The sequence below is a fragment of the Halorussus rarus genome, from assembly GCF_003369835.1.
Taxonomy (GTDB): domain Archaea; phylum Halobacteriota; class Halobacteria; order Halobacteriales; family Haladaptataceae; genus Halorussus; species Halorussus rarus.
Map to the genome: position 1 here is coordinate 375514 of NZ_QPMJ01000004.1, position 19529 is coordinate 395042.

Here is a 19529-nt window from a genome sequence, read left to right on the forward strand (position 1 = left end):
ATTCTGGCCGTCCGGGGAACGAGATCGGCGTTCGTGACAGCCGAATACGTTTGCGTTTACGTAAACGCGAGGCTAGTACGGTTCCCGGCACCGCTCGGTCCGCCTACCGCGTTCAGGTCGCCCGGCGCTACGCGGACTCGCGCCGGTAGTCGTCGAGCCACGGCGGCGCCGTCCGGTCCTTCGCCCACTCGAACAGGTCGCGCTTCTCGTTGGCGTAGTAGAGCCGGTAGGCCTCCACGTAGTCGTCGGCGGTCCACTCGCCGGTGACCTGCGGCGGATCGCTCGGCTCGCCCGGCCAGTCGAGGGCCGCGACGGCCCCGCTGTCCAGCGACTCGACGGTGGCCCAGCTCCCGTGGGTCTTCTCCGGGGAGTGGTCCCACCGGTAGCGCCACTCCTCGTGGGCCGCCTCGGCGTACGCCCGGAGGTACTCCCAGTTGTCGAGCGCGGCGGCGGCCCACCGGGTCAGCGGGTGGTCGGCGTGGGTGTAGTAGAGCGCCTCGCGGGCCTCGGGGTCGTCCGCGGCGTAGCCGTTCAACTGGACCGCGGTCGTCAGCACCATCGCGTTCTCGAACACCGACGAGAGGACGTGGGCGTCGACCAGCCACCGCGCCGTCTGCTCGAGGTCGCGGTCCAGCCAGAAGGCGTTGACCATGGCGGACGTACGGGTCGCAGGGGTTTAGCGGCGGCGCAGGCGAGGAGTGTGAGTCGCGACTCGGCGAGCGCTGCAGGAAAGAATTTCTTCGTCAGTCGTCCGCGGCGTCCGGCGCCGGACTCGCGTAGTCGGCCGGCGCACTGTCGGTGGTCGGCGCGTCGTCCCGCCCGTCGGCGTCGAGCGCATCGACGTTCGCGAACAGGAAGCCGGCGAACCCGACCCGGATGAGCACCGAGATGTACTGCTGGATGACGGTCGTCCCGAACTCGGTGAACCAGCCCGCCAGCGAGATGAACGCGAACGCGATGAGCATCCCGATGAGAAAGAGGAGGAGGTTGCGCGACTTCCAGTGGAGCAGCCGGCGCTCGTCGGGCAGCTCCTGGGCGCTCCGCCAGATGGAGCCCAGGAACAGGTACGCGAGCACGAAGTGGCCCCCGATGACGATCGCGATGGAGACGAGGCCGAGCAGTCCGCCGGCCGAGGCGCCGAACTGGAACGCCACGACCTGCAGGGCCGGCAGGCCGGTGACGAACGCGAGCGTGCGGCGCGGGACGTCCGCGAGCATCGCGGTGACCGCCCACAGCAGCGAGTAGGCGACGACGTCGTTGGCGAACGTCGGGAGGAGCAGCTCCCGGCCGTTCACCGTGACTGCGCCGACGCCGCCGGCCGCGAGCAGCCCCGTCGCGAGCCCGACGCCGACCACGCCGATCATGACGTGGCAGTACCGCCGGGCACGCTCCGGCACCCGCCGGAGCCACGCCAGCAGGACGACGAGGGTGACCCCGTAGGCGCCCGCTGCAGCCCCGTGGAGGACCGACGCGCTAATCATCGTCACCACCCGCCACCGCGTCGAAGTCGAAGCGACCGGTCCCGGTCGCCGGATCCCCGGCGTCGGGGTCGACCCCGCCGGCGACGTCGCGGTCGACGCTCCGGGTCTCGAACGCCGCCAGCATCGAGCGCAGGTCCTCGGTCCGGTCGGCGAGCGCGTCGGCGCGCTCCCGCACGTCCCGCATGGTCTCGACCGTCTCGTCGGCGGTCGACGCGAGTTCGTGCGAGCGGTCGGCGACCTCGATGGCCGACTCCCGCACGGTCTCGACCGCGGCCGCCACCTCCTCGGTCGCGGCCGCGCCGTCGTCGGTCGCCCGATTGATCTCGGCCATCGCGTCGTCGACGTCGGTGACCGTGGTGGTCAGCTCCTGGAGCGTCTCGCCGGTGGCGTTCACGATGTCGACGCTCACGTCGAGCTGGGACTCGGTGGCCTGCATCTCCCTGGTGACCTCGGTGACGTCGGCCCGAGCGCCCTCGATGATGGCCTCGATCTCGTCGATGGCCTCCTGGGTCTCGGTCGCGAGCTGTTTGACCTCGTCGGCGACCACCGCGAACCCGTCACCCTCCGCGTCGGCGTGGGCCGCCTCGATGTTGGCGTTGAGCGCGAGCATGTTTGTCTGCTCGGCGATGTCGTCGATCAGGTCGGTCGTCGCCCCGACGTCGTCCATCCGGTCGTCGAGGTCGTCGACCAGTTCGCCCAGCCCCGCGACCGCCTCGGCGATCTCGTCCATCGCCTCGACCGCGTCGGTCGCGCGCTCGGTTCCCTGCCGGCCGACATCTGCCGCGTCGGTGGCCTGCCCGGCGACCTGGTCGGTCGTGGAGGCGACCTCCTCGATGGTCGCCGAGAGGTCGTTTGCCTCCTCGACCGCGCTCGCGAGCTGGTCGGTCTGGTCGGTGACGTCGTCGGCCAGCGCCCGGATGTCGTCGGCGAGCTCCTCGTGGGACCGCTCGACCTCGGCGGCGTCCTCGGCCACCGCGTCGCTCGCCCGCTCGACGTCGGCCGCGAAGTCGCGGATCTCCTCGATGGTGCCCGACAGGCCGACCGCCATCTGGTCGTACGCGACGCCGATGCGGTCGATGGCCTCGATGTCGGCGTCGGTCTCGAGTTCGTGAGAGAGGTCGCCGTCGGCCGCCGCCGACATCGCGTCGGCGATCTCGTCCGCGCTCTCGCGGAGCCGGTCGTTCCGGCGCTCGGCCTCCCGCTGGGCCTGTTCGGCGCGCTGTCGGGCCTGCTCGGCCTCCTCGCGGGCCTCCTCGGACTCCTCGAACGCCGCGCCGAGCGACCGGCGCATCGCGTCGAACGACGACGCCAGCGTCCCGAACTCGTCGGCACGGTCGCTCTCGGGCGAGACGTCGAGGTCGCCCTCCTCGATGGCCTGGGCGGCGTCGGTCAGATTCCGGAGTTCGACACCGACGCTCCCGCCGAGGACGATTCCCAGCAGGCCGACGTGGAGCGCCAGGACGAACAGCGTGGCGGCGACCGCGCTGGCGGGACTCCCGCCCGTCCGGGTCGCGTCCAGCGCGAACAGGACGCCGAACGCCATCGTCACCGCGAGGGTGACGAACAGCGCCGCGCCGATGCGGTGGCTGTACTTCCCCGTGATCCACTCGCGGGGCGAACGTGTACTCATTACGACGAGTCTTCCTAACTACCTCAGTTATACCTTTGGGCGCGAGTATCAGATGGGATAATTGGCGCCGAGAGACCCTGATACGTACGGGTGTCCGAGCCGGTTTCCGAATCGTCGTATCGGCCCGGTAGAGATTGCCGACGAGCGGATCGTTCCGTCGACGACCGTCGCTCACGAACCATGCGCCGCGAAGTCTGCGCGCTCCCTGTAGGGTCTCGCGTCCAGTTCTGAGTGCGCGAGCGAATAGGCGAGCCGACCGCGGCGGTCATTCCAGACGGCGAACAGCGTTTTACCCCTCGCTACCGTTCTTCCTCCGGGAACTATGGCGGAGTACGACTTCGACGGACGCGTGGCGTTCGTGACCGGGGCGGCCCGGGGGCAGGGCCGCTCGCACGCGCTACGGTACGCCGAGAACGGCGCCGACGTGGTGTGTGCCGACATCGCCGAGACGACCGACGAGTCGACCTACGAGCTCGGCGACGAGACCGAACTCGACGAGACCGTCCGGGAGGTCGAGGAGCGGGGCCAGCGGGCCCTCGGCGTCCAGATGGACGTCTCCGAGGAGGCCGAGGTCGAGGCCGGGGTCGAGGAGGCCGTCTCGGAGTTCGGCCGCATCGACTTCCTCGCGAACAACGCAGGGGTCGCGCCGGTCTCCGGGCTGATGGACCTCGACGAGGAGACCTGGGACCACGCACTCGACGTGAACCTCAAGGGGATGTGGCTCTGCGCCAAGCACGTCGGCGGACACATGGTCGACCGCGGCGAGGGCGGGCGCATCGTCAACACCTCCTCGACCGCCGGGATGGTCGCCTCGCCGGGGCTGGGTCACTACACCGCCGCGAAACACGGCGTGCTGGGGCTCACGAAGACCCTGGCGATGGAGCTGGCACAGCACGACGTGACGGTCAACGCGGTCTGTCCCTCGGCGGTCGACACCCCGATGACCGGCGGCATCGTCGAGTCCATCGGCGAGGAGATGGCCGAAATCGCCGAACAGTCCGGCCCCGACAACGTGCTCGGCGAGATAATCGAGCCGGAGGACGTGAGCGCGGCGTTCATGTGGTTGTCGAGCGACGACGCCCGGTTCGTCACCGGCATCGCGCTCCCTGTCGCCGCGGGGGCGACCGCGATTTGACCGACCCGAGACACTTCGGGGGTAGTCACCCGTGAACTGGAACGAGTTCCTCGACTACGACCGGAATCGCATCGCATGGTGGCTCTACGTCGTCGCGTTAGCGGTGGGTGTGGTCTACATCGGCTGGTCGTTCGTCGGGATGTTCGTGCTGGGCGTGTTCCTCTACTACGCCTCCCGACCCATCTACGACCGGATCGACGAGTACATCGACAGCGACGGCGCGGCGGCGGCGCTGACGCTGCTGGGCATCGTGACGCCGATTCTGCTCATCATCGGCTACGTCGTTCTCGTGGGATTACGCGACGTGGCGTCGCTGTCGGGGCTCCCCGGGAGCAGCCTGATAGCGTCGTTCTTCAACGCCGAGAGCCTCACCTCGAACCAGCAGAACCTCGTGAACATGCTGGTGAACAACCCGGGTCAGCTCCAGTCGGTCGACACCGGCCGGCTTCGACAGGTGGCGAGCGCCGCCATGGCCGCGCTCGGCGCGGTCGTGGGCGCACTCGTCCTCGTCTCGCTGTCGTTCGGCCTCGCGTTCTTCCTGCTCCGGGACGACGACCGCATCGCGGCGTGGTTCCGCGACGAGATGGCCGCCAAGGGGACGACTGGCCACGCCTACGCCCACGCCGTCGACGACGAACTGGAGACGGTCTTCTACGGGAACGTCCTGTTCGTGCTGACGATGGCCATCCTCGCGGCGGTCGTCTACTACGGGTTCAACTTCCTCGCGCCGGCGGCGCTGACCATCCCGTTCCCCATCCTGCTCGCGCTGCTGACCGGGGTCGCGAGCCTCGTCCCGCTCGTCGTCGGGAAGATCGTCTACGTCCCCGTCGTCGGGTACCTCGCGTGGATCGCCTCCCAGCAGGGCGGCGTGACGATGATTTACCCCATCGGCCTGCTGGTGGTCTCGTTCCTCCTGCTCGACATCCTGCCCCAGACGTTCCTCCAGCCGTACATCTCGGGCAACGACATCCACATGGGCATCATGATGTTCGCGTACCTGCTGGGCCCGATGCTGTTCGGCTGGTACGGGTTCTTCCTGCTCCCGCTGTTCTTCGTGCTGGTCATCCAGGCGGTCCGCATCGTCGTGACCGACCTCATCCACGGCGACGAATTGACGCCGGACGTGGACGCAGCGCCCTCGCTCGGCGAGCGCGACCTCGGCCAGAGCGGCGAGGAGGACGGCGACGAGTCGGCGTCGGCCTCGTCGTGATCACCGGTCTTTCTCCAGGAACACCGGCGTTCCCGGATTCCCCGCGTCCCGGTATCCCAGCGACCGGAGCGCGTAGACGAGGTCCGCGAGCGCGTAGTCGGCGTCGGCGGTGACGGGTCGACCGTCGTCGGTGTAATCGGCGGTTCGCGCCCGGAGGTCGTCGAGATCGACCGCCCGCGGGAAAGTGTCCGTATCGACTTCTGAATCCGCGTCCGTCTCGCCCGCGACGGCTGTCGAGGCGCTGGCCGCCCGGGAGCGCGTCTGCGATGACAGCGCATTCTCCGAGTCCGCGGCGTCCGCGAGCGCGTCGCGGACCGGCCCGTCCGTCGGATCCAGTTCGTACGCTTCGCGCTTCGCCGCGACGCGTGCCCGGAGGTCGTCGTGGGTCCGCCGTGCCGACCGGTCGGGGTCCCGCACGCGCTCGACGCGGTCGACGAGCCGGCGGTTCTCGCCGACCGCCGCGTCCCAGTGCTCGACCGCCTCGGCGGCGAGGTTCCCGAGGTCGTCGGGGTCGCCCGCGAGTCGGTAGTCCTCGGGGACGCAGTCGTAGATCCACGGCTCGTCGCGCAGGACGAGCACCTGCCCGCTGGCCGCCTGCTCGAACGGGGTCCGGGCCATGGTCTCGTACTCGCTGGCGCAGACCGCGAGGTCGCCCCGCCGGAGCGCGGCCTCGTAGGTCTCGCGGTCGGCCTCGGAGTGGGCCTCGACCCACGACAGGTCGGCGTACTCGTCGGGGACGTGCTCCATGCTGGTCAACAGAGTCTGAATGTCGTACTCCTCGTGCAGGCGTTCGCCGACCGCGAGCAGCCTGTCGGCGCGCTTCTTCTCCCAGAGCGACCCCGCGAGGTGGAGGTACCGGGGCTCGTCGGCGTACGACTCCTCGAACCCCGAGAAGTCGATGGGGCTGCCGGTCTCGGCCGCCTCGTCGAGGGCCGCCTCGACCACCTCGGGCCGGAGGACGTCGGTCGCGCGCTCGCGGAGGCGGTCGGCGTCGACGCCGGCCTTGAACCAGATGCCGTCGGCGAAGACCGCCGCCGCCATCGCCATCCTGCTCTGGAACGGCCCGCGGTACGAGCAGTAGCGGTACTTGAACGGCACCTGGAGGTCGTGGACGTTGGCGATTAGGTCGAACGGCTCGACGTCGGCGGCCCACCGGTCGGTCCGCTCGCAGAGCCACTTGTGGAGGTCGAACCGGCCGGTCCGGCGCTGGTCGACCACGCAGTCGAGGTACGCGCCCCGGTCGTAGATCTCGCGCTTCAGCGCGGCGAGTTCGGCCCAGCTGTAGCCGCCCTCGGTGAAGATGTCGGCGCTGGGTTCGTCTGCATCCGTTTCCGACAGCTCGGAGTCGTCGCCGTGCGGACCGAAGGGCTCGGCACGAATCGCGGTGACCTGCTCGCGGTCGGCCAGAATCGGCTCGTCGGGGACCTGCGGCGGGACCAGCCAGTAGACGTGGAGGTGCGGGTCGCGATCGAGCCACCCGTCGACCCACGTCGCGGCGTCGCCGAGGGTGCCGTTCGCGCTCGGGTCGTCGGGCCGGTAGAGTTCGGGGACGATGAGGACGCGCATGGTGGAGAGGTCGCTTGTGGTCGCATGGGTGAAAACGGCGGTGAGCAGTTTGAACGTCTCGGCCGTTCTGGACGTCTATCTTGTCGGCCGGTGCTCGACGAACAAGTAAGTCGAGCCCGAGAAGAACGTCAACGGCAGAGAGAAGCTAGCTACTGCCGACACCCATGTTACAGCGACCGCACAGTACCGCAACCGCAACAGCCTCACGCCTCCCCAGCCTCCTCCCTCGTTCGCGTCGCTCACTCAGTCGTCCCTCGCGCGGCGTGGCGGACCCTCATGGTCCGCCAGCGTGCGCCAGTTCGGACAGATCACCGAGCGACGCCCGGCCGACAAAACCACCGTCGAGTGGATGAAAGGGTCCGCCCGGTCGCGGTCACGCGAGCGAAGCGAGCGTGACCGCGGGAGACGCGGTTCGTCTCCCGGCGCACCGCTTGGTCGTCTGAGCGACCCCTATCCGAGGCGAACCGAAGGTGAGCCGAGGATATGTCGGTCAGCGACCGCGACCGGGCGGGGGCTTTCGAGAGGTTCTTCACGGCGGCCCCGCTGACTGGTGCTGGTCACCTCCTACTTTCATATCCAGCGATTCGTCCCGTTCCCAGTCGCGATTCCGAAACCATTAGCCCGCAGCGTCCCAAGCCCGGAGTAATGAGCGACCTGCTGGTGCGAGCGGCGCGGGGCGAGCGAACCGAGCGACCGCCGGTCTGGCTGATGCGGCAGGCCGGCCGGTACATCCCCGAGTACCGCGAGATCCGCGAGGACTACACGTTCCGCGAGGCCATCTCGAACCCCGAGGTGGCCGAGCGCATCACCCTCCTGCCGTGGGACATCTTCGAGCCCGACGGCCTGGTGATGTTCTCGGACATCCTGACGGTGCTCGAGCCGCTCGGGCTCGACTACCGCATCGAGAGCGGGGTCGGCCCGGTCGTCGAGAACCCCGTGACCCGACCCGACGAAGTTCCCGAGAGCCACGCCGACGTGCGCGAGGAACTCGACTACGTCGGCGCGTTGCTCGAACGCCTCCAGGAGAGCGTCGGCGACCGGACCAGCATCATCGGGTTCACCGGCGGTCCGTTCACCCTCGCGGCCTACGCGGTCGCGGGCCGACCTGCGGGCAAGAAGCAGAAGCCCGTCCGGCGGTTCCGCGTGGAGTACCCCGAGGCGTTCCGGGCGCTGCTCGACCGCTTCGCCGACGTCGTGGTCGACTACGTCGAGTACCAGGTCGATGCCGGCGCCGACCTGATCCAGCTGTTCGACACCTACGCCGGCCTGCTGACGCCAGACGACTACCGGGAGTTCCTCCAGCCGCTCCACCAGCGCATTCTGGACGCGGTCGACGTGCCCACGGTCGTCTTCGTCCGGAACCCCGGCGGGAAGCTCGACCTGCTGGCCGACGCGGGCGCCGACGTGGTGAGCCTCGACTGGACGGTGGACATGGCCGAGGCCCGCGAGCAGCTGGGCGACACGCCGGTCCAGGGCAACCTCGACCCCTCATACCTGCTCGGCGACGAGGAGTTCGTGCGCGAGCGGACCGCGGAGGTCATCGAGAAGGCCGGCCCCGAGGGTCACATCCTGAACCTGGGCCACGGCATCGACCGCGAGACGCCCGTGGAGAACGCGACGGCGTTCGTCGAGACGGCGAAGGAGTGGGAGTGGTAGGAGAGAATTTCGCCCGGAGAGTCGCAAAAAGCGTCGTTTCGCCCGGTTACGAGAGCTCCCCCGCCAGTTCCTCGGCCACCGACTCGGCCTCCCGGAGCCGGCTCGGGACGCCCATCCGGGCGGTGTAGTTGGTCGCTAGCCGGACGCCGTCGGGCAGGTCGACGCGCTCGACCGCGTCCCACGAGTCGTCGTAGGCCGGAAAGCCCCGTCGGAGCACGTTCACGTCCGCGACCTCGGCCGGCGCGCCCGTCACCTCCTCGAACTCCGCGGCGGCGATCTCGCCCATCTTCTCCTCGCTCTCGTCGAGCACGTCGGGGTCGTGCATCCCGCCGAGGAACGCGGTGTAGACGCCGCGTTCGAACATGCTGTCGTTCCACGAGACGCCCAGCGTGCGGAGGTCCTCGTCGAATCCGACCTGGTAGCCCAGCGCGGCGGGGTCGACCTCCCCCTCGGCTTCGACGTCGGCCCGCAGGTAGACCATCGCGAGCGGATTGTAGTTGAGCTCGCGGAGCGCCGCGGCCGAATCGGGCGCGACGTCGGCCACGAGATCGGCGGTGAGGTCCGCGGGCGTCGTCAGAACCACGCGGTCGAAGGCGGCCGTCCCGTCGGGCGTTTCGAGTGTGTAGGGGGGAGAAGCACCGTCCCCGACGCGCCGCACCGCCGTCACGGGCGCGCCGAGCCGGATCGAATCGACGTGGGCCTCCGCGAGCGCCTCCGGGAGTCGCCCGAGGCCGTCGTCGAACGAGATGGCAGGCGGCTGGTCGCGGCCGCCTGCGGTCCGCTTGATGGCGGTCTTCAGCAGGCTGCCGTCCCGGCGTTCGAGCGCGACCAGCCCCGACAGGGCGTGGCCGACCGGCATCGCCGCGGGGTCCGAGCCGTAGATGCCGCCGAACAGGGGGCCGAGCAGCTTCCGGTAGGTCTCGGCGCCGAACTTCCGGGTGAACATGTCCGCGGCGGTCTCCTCGGGGTCGGCGGGGTCGGTGAAGGGTTCGCCCAGGACCGCGCGCTTGGCCTCGGCCGACAGCAGGTCGGTCTCGCCGAACTCCTCGACCGAGAACGGTGCGGGGTGGAGGTCGCCGCCGGCGTAGACGCAGATGGGGAGGTCGGGGTCGGCGGTCCGGACCTCGTCCTCCAGATCGAGGTCCGAAATCAGGCCGTCGACGCGCTCGGTGCGCCGGACGCGCTGGGGACCGCGCTCGACCACGTGGCCGTCGACGCGGTCGCTCCGGACGACGCCGCCCGGCTCGGGCGCGGCCTCGAACAGGGTGAACTCGACGCCCCGCTCGGCGAGGTAGTGGGCCAGCGAGAGCCCCGTGATGCCGCCGCCGACGATGCCGACCCGGCCGAGGTCTTCGTCCGCCTGCAGTTCGTCCGCTCGGCCGCTCATGTCCGCTCGACCGGCGCGTTCAGGCACATCGCGTTCGGCGAGTCCGAGCACTGACACTGCCGGTACTGGTAGTAGCCGGGGTCGAAGTCGCCGACGAACGGCTCGGCGAGGTCCGCGAGCACGCCCTTGAACCGGTCGTCGTCGTGGGGCACCGGGACGCGGTAGAACTCCAGGCCCTCGTCCTCGGCCTCCTCCCGGAGTTCGTCGTCGAGCTCCGAGAGGGTCTCGCTCTGCTCGTGCATGAAGCTGACCGGCTCGACCACGACCCGCTCGACGGAGTCGTCGTCGCCGAGTTCCTCGATTACCTCCTCGACGTCGGGCTCGGTCCACGGGATGTCGCGGTTCTCGTGGTTCTGGTAGCCGAGCGAGTACGAATCGATGCCGAGCTTCCGGCCCAGGACCTCGCAGAACTCCTCGACGTACAGGTCGTACCGGCTGCCCTCGTCGAGGTAGTGCTGCGGGGTTCCGTGGGCCGAGTAGACGAGCTCGGTGGCCTCGTCGGTCAGGTCGACGTCGTGGGCCGCCGCGAACCGGCGAACGTTGTCCGCGCGGAGCGCGTTGTACTGCGGGTGGCGGTGCCACCCCGTGATCTCGGCGATGGAGACGTCCCAGTCGCGCTCGGCCGCGGCCTCCTTCAGCTCGTCGAGCGCCGCGACGGTCGTCGAGGCGCCGCAGAGCGGGTAGACCGGCAGGCCGACCAGCTCGTCGACGCCGTCGGCGCGGGCGGCCTCGACCGCGTCGCCGACGAAGGGCTCGGTGAACTGCATGCCGACGTACGTCTCGACGTCGTAGCCCCGGTCGCCGAGTTCGGCGGCCAGCGCGTCGGCCTGTGCCTCGGCCTGCGGGTTCAGCGGGGAGCCCCCGATCTCCTCGTACTCCTCCATGAGCCCCGGGACGCGGCGCTCGGCCAGCTGCCGGGCTCGCTCGCGGGCCTCCTCCTCGGTGTCGGCCTCCTCGAGCGAGGCGTTGTTCAGGAAGATGCGCTCGAGGTAGGCCACGACGTTCTCCCGCGTCGGTTCGGCCGGCTCGCCGAAGTTGAGCAGGACAACTCCTGTGGTCATATTCGGGGGTTAGGACAGTGCGCTGTAATAGCTGTCGCTTGACGGCGGCCTCTCTTCGTCCGGCGACGTATAACTTTTAATACTCTCAGTGCAATTTATTATGTAGACCACCGAATGACACTCTCGTCCATCATCGAGGACGTGACGGGGACCGACCGAACGCTGACGGTCTACGACCCGCCGGACTCGAAGGCGGTCTCGGACCTGGAGCGCCACTTCGAGGTCCAGAACGTCGACGTGAACGAGGCCTCCGTCTCCGAGGGCCCGGAGGCGTTCGTCGTGTTGCAGGAGGGCGGGCAGTTCCTGGCGGCCGCCGACCTCGAACGACTCCGCCGCACGGTCACCTTCGAGACCGGCCTCGTCGACGCGACCAGTTTCGAGGAGACCCAGGTCCCGGACGTGCTCAAGCACGTCAGCGACACCACGTTCAGCACCTACGAAAAGCGCCGGATGATTCTGGCCTCCCGGGAGATAGAGGAGCGAGCCTGGCGGACCGGCGGGGGCGAGCTCCACGCCGGATTTCAGGACCTGTCGCTGTTCCGCGAGCAGTGGGACCTCTACGCCCGCATCGCCGAACGCGGCGTCGACATCCACGCCTACGGCGTCCCCGACTGGCGGCCGCCCGAAACCGAGTGGCTGACTATCCACGCCGAAGACACGGCCGAGATCCGGAGCTCGTGGATCGTGTCGTTCGACGCTCCGGACGGCCGGGACTGCGCGCTCGTCGCCGAGGAGCGCGACCCCGGCGAGTTCGCCGGCTTCTGGACCTACGACGGCGAGATCGTCGACGAGGCGCTCGACCACCTCCGGTCGGCGTACTCGTAGCGCGCCGGAGACCCGGGGAGCGGTACGGACGCCTCGTCGGCGTTACGTCCCGTTCGGAGACGGGATTCAACCGTCAGCGGGCCGTCCGGTCGGCCGAGACGAATCGGGGGTGATTTGGTCGGAGAGCGTGGTTCGAGCCGCGCCGACGCGGGTCAGTCGTCCTCGACCCGACCGTCGACGTCCGACTCCGCGACCGCGGACCGGAGGCGGGGCGCGACCAGCCAGACCGACTCGGTGAGCAGCCACAGGAGGGCGACGACCCCGAAGAGGACCGCAGCGAACAGTTCGGGGAACCCCATCCAGGTCGGGGTGATGTACATCAGCCCGTTGAGGTACTTGCCCGGGATCAGGTTCTTCAGGAAGATCCAGACCCGCTCGTCGAGCGGCGGCGTCCGGGCCGGGAGGTCGGCGCTCGCGGCGCTCGGCCCACCGGTGCTCTCGTCGCCGGTGCTCAGCCGCTCGGACTCGTAGGGGAACGAGACGTCGACGCTCCAGACGACCTCGCCTCGCTCGTTCACCTCGAAGACGCGGTTGCCGTTCGAGTCGGTGACGAGGGTGTGGCCGTTCGGCAGCCGGTCGCCGTCCCGGGGCCACTGCATCCGGGCGTCGCGGTACGTCCACGACTCGACCCAGGTGCCGTTCTGCCGCTGGTACTCGACCACCCGGTTATTCTCCGAGTCGCCGACCACGACCGCCGGCCCGCCCATCGACTCGTTGATGTAATCGGGGTTGTGCTGCTCGTACAGCACGGAGTAGTTGTCCTCCTCGCCGAGGGTCCAGTCCTCGATGAGGCCGCCGCCCCGGTCGAGGAACACCACCCGGTCGTGGTTCCGCAGGCTCGCCATGACCCGGCCGTCGTCGAGCAGTTCCACGTCGTTGATGTGGGTCCAGTCCTCCGGGTAGGGGCCGCCGGTCTCGGCGGGGTCGAACGCGTCGGAGGCGTTCCAGCGCCACCCGATCTCGCCGGTCTCGGCGTTCACGACGAACACCCGGTCGAGGTAGATGTCGCCGACCAGCAGGTGGGTGTCGTTGATACGGTCGACGTCGTGGAACCGGGTCTCGGGCTTGCCGGGGGTGACCTGCGACCAGACGGGCGTGACCTCGCCGGTCGTGAGGTTCACGCGCTGGTAGCCGTTCCGGGTGCAGACCGAGAGGTCCTCCTGGGCGTCCATGTACTCGTCCCACGTCTCGCGGTCGACGGCGTACGACGAGACGTTCCACTCGTCGGGGCACTCCGACGCGGAGAGGTGGTCGGAGTAACCGTACTCGACGGTCGCCCTGGTGCCGGCCACCGGGTCGACGTCCCAGTACCGAGTGTGCGAATCGTTGTAGTAGAGGATGGAGCCGTTCGGCGCGAACGCGACGAGTTCGGCCCGCGCTCGCGGGCCCTCCCCGCGACTCCCGAGCCACGAGTTCGAGTCGGTCGCGACCACGGTGATGCCGTCGGCGGGCGGGGCGACCCGCGCGCTCGGGTCGACCGGACCGTCGGGGCCGAGGTTGTCCTCGACCGTCCCGTCCGCCGAATTGATGGCGTAGCCCGACCCGACCGTGAGCGCCGTGACTGCGAGCAGAATCGCGAAGACCGCACGGAGACGACGTTTTCGAGCCACTACCAATTTGGCAACGAATACGTATTTAGTCTTTATTGCGACAGCGACACACGGTCGGCGGAACTGCGCTCGCGGTCAATCCACAGTGCACCAACACCTCGTCTGACGTATCACCGAGCGATAACGACCGGGTTGAGCCCCCGGCGAGTCGATTTCCCACCAGTCGATTGCAGACTGGGGACGGGCCGGGGGCGAAACCGAAGGGACTACCGTGCGGTGCTATCGACGGCCGGCGTGAACCGACGTCCGCCGAAGGGGCCGTCGAGGTGCTCGGCGTCCCCGTCGACTTCGAACTGCTCGGAATCCACCTCCTCCTGCCCTGCCTTGCGACGTACGCCGCCGCGGAGTTCGGGGTCGGCGCGTGGCGGGGCGCGGTCGTCGGCCTGGCGGCGTCCGCGGTCGCGCTCCTGCGCCACCCTGCCAGGAGCAGTACGTAGCGAGCGGGGGTCGGACAGGATCCGGCGACAGAAGCCGATTCGCCGCGTCAGGGCAGGTGCGACTCGAACACGTCGGCGCGGAGGCGTCCGTGGACGTGGTCGAGCAGCGACCGCAGGTTCTCGGCGTCCTCGCGGTTGTACCGGACGAGCCGGTCGAGCGCCGCGTCGTCCTCCTGTCGGTCGTAGCGGCGCCAGAGCCGGACCGCCTCGCGGCCGTCGACGTCCTCGTCGTCGCGGTCGATGCCCACCGCTCGCTCGACCCGCTTCAGACCGCCCGAGAGCCCGATCTGCTTGCAGGTGTACATCAGGTCGAGGTGGGGCGTCTCGACGTCGAGGTCGAAGCTGTCCTCGAGGAACGGCTGGTCGAACCGCTTGCCGTTGAACGAGACCAGTATGCTCGATTCGGCGAACTCCTCGGCGAGCGCGTCGGCCGTGAGGTCCTCGCCCTGCACGTAGGTCCGGGTGTCGCCGCCGCGGTGGACGCTAACCGTGGTCACGTCGTGGCGCGCGCTGTCGAGGCCGGTGGTCTCGATGTCGAAGAAGCAGGCGTCGTCAGCGAAGTTGCCGTACGCCCGCCAGAGGCTCCCGCTCGGGAGGCTGTCGGCGAAGAAGTCGGCGTCGCCGGCGTCGAGTCGGTCGCGGGCGTCGTCGATGAACGCCCGGACGTTGGCCCCCGTCTTCGGGCCGAGCAGGTCGGCCTCGAAGTCGTCCCAGTGGGTGACCCCCCGTCGCCAGAGGTCCCGCTCGGTCTTCTCGCCCACGCCGGCGGCGGCGATGAACGAGTTCTGGAGTTTCATTGGAGGCCGGATTGGCGGGAGGGGTCTTAGTCGTTGGTGGTTCGGGCGGGCCGCCTCGGTGTCGAAACTCGATACCGTCGTTCGAAATCGCGTCGGTCCAGCCGCGAGCTGCGCGGCCCGTCGCGCCGGGCAGCACCGCGAGTCAGTCGGGGTCGGGGTCACGGGTCAGTCCACGAACTCGATGTCGGTGTCGCAGATCGGACAGGAGTGGACGCCCGCGGTCTCGTCCATGTCGGATTTCACGCCGGTCCACCCGCAGTCGGGGCAGAGGATGGTCTCCTCGGTCATGCGCGGAGGTTGACAGTGGGGGACCAAAAGAGTAGGGTACGCCGGCGTCCGGACGGCTGACAGGTCGTCGCCGTTCTACCGGTCGGTCGAGACGTCTCGGCGTCCCCGGCGGTCGGTCGAGGGTCAGTCGATTAGATCTCGGTACGCCGGTGCGACCCACGCGTACTCGACGTCGGCGAGGGCCTCGCGGACGTGCTCGTTGCGGGCGAGGGTCTCGGCCTCGCGCTGGCGGACGCACTCCGCGTCGAACGGGATGGCGGAGGCGAACACGCCCTCGTAGTGGTAGACCGCGCGCTCGCCGCCGGCCTCCAGGCCGACCAGCGAGTAGGCGCCGTTCTCCCGGCGCAGGACGTTGGCGGCCTGGAGGTAGACGTCGGCGCCGCCGCGCTCGCGGGCGATCGCCTCGCAGAGTTCGTCGAAGCGCTCGGTCCTCCCGGCGGACGCGACCGAACTGGCCATAGTACTTCGTTGGGGAGCCACCACTAAAGCGGTGAGCCAACCGCGGTGAAACTGAAAGTAGTAGCCCGCTCGGCGACAGCGCCGACCACCGGCGAACAGGGCTGGCCAGTATCGTGCGAATCCGTAGAATAATAACCTAGGAGCTACGGGATACTAACGCAGGCCTGACTGATAGTCAGTGTCTGTCATCCCGGGCTGGTATCCCGTCATCACTACCCCCAAACTGGATTCGACGCTTCTGCGGTGCGTTCGACGGGTCGCGCGCAGCGACGCGCGGGTCCGGGGCGGGCCGAAGCACACAACCCCGTCCGGCGCCGAGTGCGACGCGTGTTTCCCGACGAGATCGAGACCGGGCGACTGCGACTCGTTCGGCTCTGCCGGGAGAATGTCCCGACGGCGGAGCTCTACCGCCACATGCGCGAGGGGGCGCCGAACATGGACGCGGTCAGCGAGTACGCCATGTGGGAGCCCCACGAGACGCCGAGAGACACCCGCGACTACCTCGTCGACATCGAGCGCCAGTGGGACGACCGCGAGCAGGCCACCTACGCTGTCGTTCCGCGGGAAGGTAGTGAGGAGTCCAAGGAAGACACCCAGGAGTCCGCCGGGGAGGCGGGCGAACTCGCGGGCACGACCAACCTCGACTTCGACTGGGAGCGGCGCTCGGCAGAACTGGGAATCTGGCTCCGGAAGGCGTTCTGGGGCCGGGGGTACTCCGGGGAGCGCGCCGCGGCCCTGATGGAGGTGGCGTTCGACCGCCTCGACCTCGAAGTGGTGGCCGTCACCCACCAGACGGGCAACGAGCAGTCCCGGCGGGCCATCGAGAAGTACATCTCACGCTTCGGCGGGCAGCACGACAGTGTGCTCCGCAACTTCGCGGCGACCGACGACGGGGTGGTGGACCTCCACCGCTACACCGTCTCGCGGGAGCAGTACCGGGCCGCGACCGGGGACGGGGCAGACGGCGGCGCGTAGCCGGCTCGACGAATCGGCGAGGCGTGACCGAAACGGTTGCCGAATCGCCCGGTCGACCTGCGTTCCGAAGGCGAACGCCGGTCGGAACCGACGGCGAATCTCCGCGGAGGGTTTATTTACCGTACCGCCCTACCTACAGACTCATGACGGGTCCGATCCGCCAGCGAGAGCGGGAGCAAGAGACGGTACAAGACGAGGAGTCCGAGAACTCTCAGACCTGCCCCGAGTGCGAGGGCGGGTCGTTAGTCGCCGACGCTGGCGGAAGCGAACTGGTGTGCGAGGACTGCGGCCTGGTCGTCGAGGAGAACAACGTCGACCGCGGGCCCGAGTGGCGGGCGTTCAACCACCAGGAGCGCCAGTCCAAGAGCCGGGTCGGGGCGCCCACGACCAACACGATGCACGACAAGGGGTTGACGACCACCATCGACTGGAAGAACAAGGACGCCTACGGTCGGTCGCTCTCCTCGGAGAAGCGTAGCCAGATGCACCGCCTGCGCAAGTGGCAGGAGCGCATCCGGACCAAGGACGCGGGCGAGCGCAACCTCCAGTTCGCGCTCAGCGAGCTCAACCGGATGGCGTCGGCGCTCGGCGTCCCCAGATCAGTACAGGAAGTCGCGTCGGTCATCTACCGACGGGCGCTCAAGGAGGACCTCATCCGGGGCCGGTCCATCGAGGGCGTCGCCACCAGCGCGCTCTACGCGGCCTGCCGGAAGGAGGGCATCCCGCGGTCGCTGGAGGAGGTCTCGGAGGTGGCCCGGGTCGACCGCAAGGAGATCGGCAGGACGTATCGGTACATCTCCCAGGAGCTCGGGCTCGGGATGGAGCCGGTCGACCCGAAGAAGTACGTCCCGCGGTTCTGCTCGGAGCTCGACCTGACCGAGGAGGTCGAGAGCAAGGCCAACGAGATCATCGACGTGACCGCCGAGAAGGGGCTGCTCTCGGGCAAGTCCCCGACGGGCTACGCGGCCGCGGCGATCTACGCGGCGTCGCTGCTCTGCAACGAGAAGAAGACCCAGCGCGAGGTCGCCGACGTCGCCCAGGTCACCGAAGTGACGATTCGCAACCGGTACCAGGAGCAGATCAAGGCCATCGGACTTTACAACTGAGCGACCGTAGGGGACCACGCTACCCTACCAGTGGCGGAGACGACAATGGAAATGAAAATCGGGCAGCGATTCGAGCGACGACTGGACGAGGAGTTCGGCGGCGACGCCGGAACGCGACGAGTGGTGGCGCGGCAGGCCCGCGACCTGGCCGACTGCGGACAGTTCGCGACCGACGTGGACCAGGAGCTGACGGTCTCGGTCGTCGTCGAGAACCTCCGGGACGCGCCTGACGACCTCACGCTCCCGGAGAAGTGGAACTGGTGGATGGGCGCCCTCGAACTCGCCTACGGCGGTTACGACCGCTTCCGGGTGGTGCGGTGGGCGGGCGGGTCGGAGTGAGCGACCGATTCGGCCGCCGGGCCACGTCGCGCCGGACCGGGCTCACCCCGGGCGGTCAGGGGAGCCCGCCGGTCGCGCCCAGATAGGCGACGTAGAACTGGACCGCGTTGAACGCCCCGTGGATGAGCGACGGGACGACGAGGTTCCCGGTCCGCTCGTACGCGGCGCCCAGTACCGGCGAGAGGACGAGCAGTACCGCCAGATACGCCAGTTTTCCGGCGCCCTGCAACGAGAAGACGTGGACGACGGCGAAGACGAAACTCGAAGCGGTGATGGCGACCCAGGGGCCGAACGCCTCCCGGAGCCGACCCTGCACCACGCCTCGGTAGAGCAGTTCCTCGCCCGGTCCGATGAACAGGAACGACAGCGGGACCAGCAGCAGGAAGATCCGGGGGTCCTGCTCGCCGAACTGCTCGACGGCGTTCGACGCCGACCGGACGCCGAACGCGGAGAACAGCGCCGAGAGGGCGACGAGCCCCGCGAACAGCGCGACCGTGCCGCCGACCGACCACCCGACGTCCCGCAGCGTCGGGAGGCGAACCCCGACGAAGCGCGGCCCCCGGCCGGTGTAGACCAGGTATCCGAGCGCGAACGCCCCGAACGCCACGCCCTGGCCCATCACGACCGAGAGGGCGAGCAGCAGCGCCGGCCGCTCCATCAGGGGAACGCCCGCCGCCAGCAGTGCCACCGACGCCAGCCCGACGACCACCACCGCGAACGCGTACCCGCCGAGGCCGAGCGCCGCCGCCGCGAACAGGGCGCGCCCCGGCGAGGCGCCAGCGCCCGGACCGCCGATTCGTGCTCGACTCATCCCGTCGAGACACGCGACGCAGTCACTTGAAGGTCGCTCGGACCGCGTCGGCGGGCGACTGCGGCCCGCGACGGTATCGGGGCGGCTCGTTCGGCGCGCGCTCGATCTCGAACGCCCGGAGCAGGACCACGAGCCGTCCCTCCGAGAGGGTCGCCCGGAGCATCGGGCCGCGGCTCGTGGCGACGACGTACGGCGGGGCCGCGACCGGGTGTGCGGAGAGCGACTCGCCGGTCGCGTCGACGGCGTCCGCGAGCGCCTCGGGCAGGCGCCGCCACGCGCCGGCGGCGTCGAGTCCGGCCCGAAGCGGGTCGGCCAGAGCGGCGGGGTCGGCGGTCGACCCGCCGTCCCACGAGTCGGCCACCGCGTCGGCGCACCGGAGGACGGTCCCGACCGTCTCGCGATGGGAGTCGAGGACGCGCTCGCGGGCGAGTGCGGCGGGCGTCGCGTCCGGGTCTCGTGATGCGCCGGGCACGCGCGACGGTTCGACGCGAGGGATTAAATGCCCAGGCGGTTCGGCACGCGGTCGGAGTCGCCGTCGAAGGGAGTGGGAAAAGCCTATAAGCCCCCGTTTTCGGGGGAAAAGCCTACAAGTGAAGGGGCTATCGGTGCAGACAGAGTCAAAGATGATACCACTGTTCGGACCCGTGCCCGGCGGGATGGAGATGATGGTGATCCTCCTCATCGCCGTCCTGCTGTTCGGCGCGAACAAGATCCCGAAGCTGGCCCGCTCGACCGGCGAGGCCATGGGCGAGTTCA

General features: G+C 69.3%; 21 protein-coding genes. 9 read left to right on the forward strand and 12 right to left on the reverse strand.

Going from position 1 to position 19529, the window contains the following annotated elements:
* Positions 1–127: 127 nt before the first annotated feature.
* The 3 genes from DVR07_RS20415 to DVR07_RS20425 form a co-directional block, all read right to left on the reverse strand.
* Entirely contained in the window at positions 128–652 is a 525-nt protein-coding gene (locus tag DVR07_RS20415; RefSeq protein ID WP_115799157.1) for a hypothetical protein, read from the reverse strand.
* Between the two features lie 91 nt (positions 653–743).
* Entirely contained in the window at positions 744–1481 is a 738-nt protein-coding gene (locus DVR07_RS20420) for a bacteriorhodopsin (protein ID WP_115799158.1), read from the reverse strand.
* Complete coding sequence (locus tag DVR07_RS20425) at positions 1474–3111, reverse strand: methyl-accepting chemotaxis protein (RefSeq protein WP_115799159.1); 1638 nt, start codon at positions 3109–3111, stop codon at positions 1474–1476. Before DVR07_RS20425 ends, DVR07_RS20420 begins: the two co-directional genes overlap by 8 nt.
* 322 nt (positions 3112–3433) lie before the next feature.
* On the opposite strand from DVR07_RS20425, the gene DVR07_RS20430 reads away from it, so the two are divergent.
* The gene (locus DVR07_RS20430; protein WP_115799160.1) at positions 3434–4246 is read left to right on the forward strand and encodes a mycofactocin-coupled SDR family oxidoreductase; all 813 of its coding nucleotides are present in this window, start codon (positions 3434–3436) and stop codon (positions 4244–4246) included.
* Positions 4247–4277: 31 nt separating this feature from the next.
* Positions 4278–5456 carry an AI-2E family transporter gene (locus DVR07_RS20435; protein ID WP_115799161.1) on the forward strand — a complete coding sequence of 393 codons (1179 nt, stop codon included), beginning with the start codon at positions 4278–4280 and terminating at the stop codon, positions 5454–5456.
* Here the strand turns inward: DVR07_RS20435 and DVR07_RS20440 are convergent, their stop codons facing one another.
* Entirely contained in the window at positions 5457–7022 is a 1566-nt protein-coding gene (locus DVR07_RS20440; RefSeq protein ID WP_115799162.1) for a glycosyltransferase, read from the reverse strand. It lies immediately after the preceding gene.
* Between the two features lie 645 nt (positions 7023–7667).
* Here DVR07_RS20440 and hemE point away from each other — a divergent pair.
* Positions 7668–8678 carry a uroporphyrinogen decarboxylase gene (hemE, locus tag DVR07_RS20445; RefSeq protein ID WP_115799163.1) on the forward strand — a complete coding sequence of 337 codons (1011 nt, stop codon included), beginning with the start codon at positions 7668–7670 and terminating at the stop codon, positions 8676–8678.
* Positions 8679–8724: 46 nt separating this feature from the next.
* Here hemE and hemG read toward each other — a convergent pair whose 3' ends face one another.
* Positions 8725–10065 (reverse strand): protoporphyrinogen oxidase, encoded by a 1341-nt coding sequence (gene hemG / locus DVR07_RS20450; RefSeq protein WP_115799164.1) that lies wholly within the window; start codon positions 10063–10065, stop codon positions 8725–8727.
* Positions 10062–11126 carry a ferrochelatase gene (hemH, locus tag DVR07_RS20455; protein ID WP_115799165.1) on the reverse strand — a complete coding sequence of 355 codons (1065 nt, stop codon included), beginning with the start codon at positions 11124–11126 and terminating at the stop codon, positions 10062–10064. The genes hemG and hemH overlap by 4 nt, the downstream gene beginning before the upstream one ends.
* A gap of 114 nt (positions 11127–11240) precedes the next feature.
* Between hemH and DVR07_RS20460 the strand changes: the two genes are divergently transcribed.
* Entirely contained in the window at positions 11241–11951 is a 711-nt protein-coding gene (locus DVR07_RS20460; RefSeq protein WP_115799166.1) for a DICT sensory domain-containing protein, read from the forward strand.
* A 152-nt stretch (positions 11952–12103) separates the two neighbouring features.
* Here DVR07_RS20460 and DVR07_RS20465 read toward each other — a convergent pair whose 3' ends face one another.
* Positions 12104–13561, reverse strand: a complete 1458-nt coding sequence (locus DVR07_RS20465) for an arylsulfotransferase family protein (RefSeq protein WP_115799167.1) — start codon at positions 13559–13561, stop codon at positions 12104–12106.
* 266 nt (positions 13562–13827) lie between these two features.
* Here DVR07_RS20465 and DVR07_RS21895 point away from each other — a divergent pair, with 266 nt between their 5' ends.
* Positions 13828–13998, forward strand: coding sequence for a hypothetical protein (locus DVR07_RS21895; protein WP_162829654.1), 171 nt, complete (start codon positions 13828–13830; stop codon positions 13996–13998).
* 47 nt (positions 13999–14045) lie between these two features.
* Here the strand turns inward: DVR07_RS21895 and DVR07_RS20475 are convergent, their stop codons facing one another.
* The 3 genes from DVR07_RS20475 to DVR07_RS20480 all read right to left on the reverse strand — a co-directional run bounded on the left by DVR07_RS20475 (position 14046) and on the right by DVR07_RS20480 (position 15542).
* The gene (locus tag DVR07_RS20475; protein WP_115799169.1) at positions 14046–14795 is read right to left on the reverse strand and encodes a ribonuclease H-like domain-containing protein; all 750 of its coding nucleotides are present in this window, start codon (positions 14793–14795) and stop codon (positions 14046–14048) included.
* 165 nt (positions 14796–14960) lie between these two features.
* A complete protein-coding gene (locus tag DVR07_RS22570; protein WP_255457664.1) occupies positions 14961–15083 on the reverse strand; it encodes a hypothetical protein in 123 nt (40 codons plus the stop codon).
* Positions 15084–15206: 123 nt separating this feature from the next.
* Positions 15207–15542 (reverse strand): hypothetical protein, encoded by a 336-nt coding sequence (locus DVR07_RS20480; protein ID WP_115799170.1) that lies wholly within the window; start codon positions 15540–15542, stop codon positions 15207–15209.
* 327 nt (positions 15543–15869) lie between these two features.
* Here DVR07_RS20480 and DVR07_RS20485 point away from each other — a divergent pair, with 327 nt between their 5' ends.
* The 3 genes from DVR07_RS20485 to DVR07_RS20495 all read left to right on the forward strand — a co-directional run bounded on the left by DVR07_RS20485 (position 15870) and on the right by DVR07_RS20495 (position 17962).
* On the forward strand, positions 15870–16517 hold the full coding sequence (locus DVR07_RS20485; protein WP_115799171.1) for a GNAT family N-acetyltransferase: 648 nt from the start codon (positions 15870–15872) through the stop codon (positions 16515–16517).
* Between the two features lie 143 nt (positions 16518–16660).
* The gene (locus DVR07_RS20490) at positions 16661–17623 is read left to right on the forward strand and encodes a transcription initiation factor IIB (protein ID WP_115799172.1); all 963 of its coding nucleotides are present in this window, start codon (positions 16661–16663) and stop codon (positions 17621–17623) included.
* Between the two features lie 45 nt (positions 17624–17668).
* Entirely contained in the window at positions 17669–17962 is a 294-nt protein-coding gene (locus DVR07_RS20495) for a hypothetical protein (protein WP_394338823.1), read from the forward strand.
* Between the two features lie 55 nt (positions 17963–18017).
* Here DVR07_RS20495 and DVR07_RS20500 read toward each other — a convergent pair whose 3' ends face one another.
* Both DVR07_RS20500 and DVR07_RS20505 read right to left on the reverse strand, forming a co-directional pair.
* Positions 18018–18773 (reverse strand): CPBP family intramembrane glutamic endopeptidase, encoded by a 756-nt coding sequence (locus DVR07_RS20500; protein WP_115799174.1) that lies wholly within the window; start codon positions 18771–18773, stop codon positions 18018–18020.
* Positions 18774–18795: 22 nt separating this feature from the next.
* Complete coding sequence (locus tag DVR07_RS20505) at positions 18796–19245, reverse strand: hypothetical protein (protein ID WP_115799175.1); 450 nt, start codon at positions 19243–19245, stop codon at positions 18796–18798.
* A 151-nt stretch (positions 19246–19396) separates the two neighbouring features.
* Between DVR07_RS20505 and DVR07_RS20510 the strand changes: the two genes are divergently transcribed.
* Positions 19397–19529 (forward strand): Sec-independent protein translocase subunit TatA/TatB (locus DVR07_RS20510; RefSeq protein WP_162829655.1); only part of this gene is annotated, 133 nt, incomplete at its 3' end.

Bases quoted from the DNA above. Each gene is read 5' to 3' on its own strand.
- DVR07_RS20475 (WP_115799169.1), bottom strand. From the start codon at position 14,795: ATGAAACTCCAGAACTCGTTCATCGCCGCCGCCGGCGTGGGCGAGAAG.
- DVR07_RS20440 (WP_115799162.1), bottom strand. From the start codon at position 7,022: ATGCGCGTCCTCATCGTCCCCGAACTCTACCGGCCCGACGACCCGAGC.
- DVR07_RS20430 (WP_115799160.1), top strand. From the start codon at position 3,434: ATGGCGGAGTACGACTTCGACGGACGCGTGGCGTTCGTGACCGGGGCG.
- DVR07_RS20495 (WP_394338823.1), top strand. From the start codon at position 17,669: ATGGAAATGAAAATCGGGCAGCGATTCGAGCGACGACTGGACGAGGAG.
- hemH (WP_115799165.1), bottom strand. From the start codon at position 11,126: ATGACCACAGGAGTTGTCCTGCTCAACTTCGGCGAGCCGGCCGAACCG.
- hemG (WP_115799164.1), bottom strand. From the start codon at position 10,065: ATGAGCGGCCGAGCGGACGAACTGCAGGCGGACGAAGACCTCGGCCGG.
- DVR07_RS20415 (WP_115799157.1), bottom strand. From the start codon at position 652: ATGGTCAACGCCTTCTGGCTGGACCGCGACCTCGAGCAGACGGCGCGG.
- DVR07_RS20480 (WP_115799170.1), bottom strand. From the start codon at position 15,542: ATGGCCAGTTCGGTCGCGTCCGCCGGGAGGACCGAGCGCTTCGACGAA.
- hemE (WP_115799163.1), top strand. From the start codon at position 7,668: ATGAGCGACCTGCTGGTGCGAGCGGCGCGGGGCGAGCGAACCGAGCGA.
- DVR07_RS20420 (WP_115799158.1), bottom strand. From the start codon at position 1,481: ATGATTAGCGCGTCGGTCCTCCACGGGGCTGCAGCGGGCGCCTACGGG.
- DVR07_RS20500 (WP_115799174.1), bottom strand. From the start codon at position 18,773: ATGAGTCGAGCACGAATCGGCGGTCCGGGCGCTGGCGCCTCGCCGGGG.
- DVR07_RS20490 (WP_115799172.1), top strand. From the start codon at position 16,661: ATGACGGGTCCGATCCGCCAGCGAGAGCGGGAGCAAGAGACGGTACAA.
- DVR07_RS20425 (WP_115799159.1), bottom strand. From the start codon at position 3,111: ATGAGTACACGTTCGCCCCGCGAGTGGATCACGGGGAAGTACAGCCAC.
- DVR07_RS22570 (WP_255457664.1), bottom strand. From the start codon at position 15,083: ATGACCGAGGAGACCATCCTCTGCCCCGACTGCGGGTGGACCGGCGTG.
- DVR07_RS20460 (WP_115799166.1), top strand. From the start codon at position 11,241: ATGACACTCTCGTCCATCATCGAGGACGTGACGGGGACCGACCGAACG.